The organism is Enterococcus sp., assembly GCF_032555305.1.
Classification (GTDB): Bacteria; Bacillota; Bacilli; order Lactobacillales; family Enterococcaceae; genus Enterococcus_A.
In genome coordinates this window covers 1-1254 of sequence record NZ_JAWGOQ010000064.1, presented here as the reverse complement: position 1 = coordinate 1254, position 1254 = coordinate 1, and the positions used below count along the sequence as shown (strand labels likewise).

General features: G+C 51.1%; 1 rRNA gene. It reads right to left on the bottom strand.

Annotation, left to right across the window (positions count from 1 at the left end):
* Positions 1-558, bottom strand: a 16S ribosomal RNA gene (locus E6139_RS22855); the annotation flags it as partial.
* Between the last annotated feature and the right edge of the window lie 696 nt (positions 559-1254).

Sequence of the window (1254 nt, the reverse complement as noted above, 5' to 3'; positions counted from 1 at the left end):
CAATAATTCCGGACAACGCTCGCGCCCTACGTATTACCGCGGCTGCTGGCACGTAGTTAGCCGGCGCTAATCAACCCCTACACTCAACACACCCCACGGTGCGCCTTGTTCAGAGCAAAAGAAGTTTACAACCCGAAGGCCTTCATCCCCCACGCGGCGTCGCTGCATCAGGCTTTCGCCCATTGTGCAATATCCCCCACTGCTGCCTCCCGCAGGAGTCTGGGCCGTATCTCAGTCCCAATGTGACCGACCACCCTCTCAGGCCGGCTACCCGTCAAAGCCTTGGTAGGCCATCACCCCACCAACAAGCTGATAGACCGCGAGCCCACCCTTTACCGAAAAAATCTTTCCCACCCACCCCATGCGAGGCAGACAGAACATAAGGTATTAAACACCCTTTCGGAAGCTTATCCCAAAGAAAAGGACAGGTTACTCACGTGTTACTCACCCGTTCGCCACTCTCACCAAAAACGCAAGCGCTCTTGGATCCCGTTCGACTTGCATGTGTTAAGCACGCCGCCAGCGTTCATCCTGAGCCAGGATCAAACTCTCCAACAAAAACCAAAAACATCGGTTCAAGCCAGAAAACAATCCAGCAAAAACAAACACCAACAATCAAAAAACAAAACGTTCCAAAATCATCAGCATCAAAAAAACAAAAAACAGAAAAAAACCAAAACACCCACCAAAACCAGCAGGCACCCCAGTTCAATCCCACACAAACAAAACAAAAAAACACACTATCGAGAACACAAACAACCAAACCACAAACCAACCAAACTGGCCGGCCAGGATCCGTCGCGAGCAAAAAATAAGCGGCGGGAAAGCTTTTCTCCCGCCGGCCTCTGCGCTCGGCAACGAATACAAAGTTACCGCCCTGGATGCCTGGCGTCAAACCAAAATGCCTAAAAGTAAGGGAAGCCACAAAAATTTGTGGACAATCAGGTATTTACCTGCGTAAACATTGCGAGAGACTAAAAATCACCGCCACCAAGAAATCGATTTCAAGGTGGCGGTGATTAGCGTAAGAATCGGGCAGTCGCGATAAGCCTACTTTCGCTTAAGAGGACTACGATGCTCCAAGGCAGCATGAAATTCCTGAACCTGCCCCGGTCCTACCGTAATAAGTGCTTCGCATTCTGGCCGATTAAAAGCATCCGTCATTGCCAGCAGCGGCTCTACCGCTACCGCGATGCCGCGGCGATAGGCTAAAGCCTGACCGGTATAGATCTGGAAAGACCCTAAGCCCAGCCC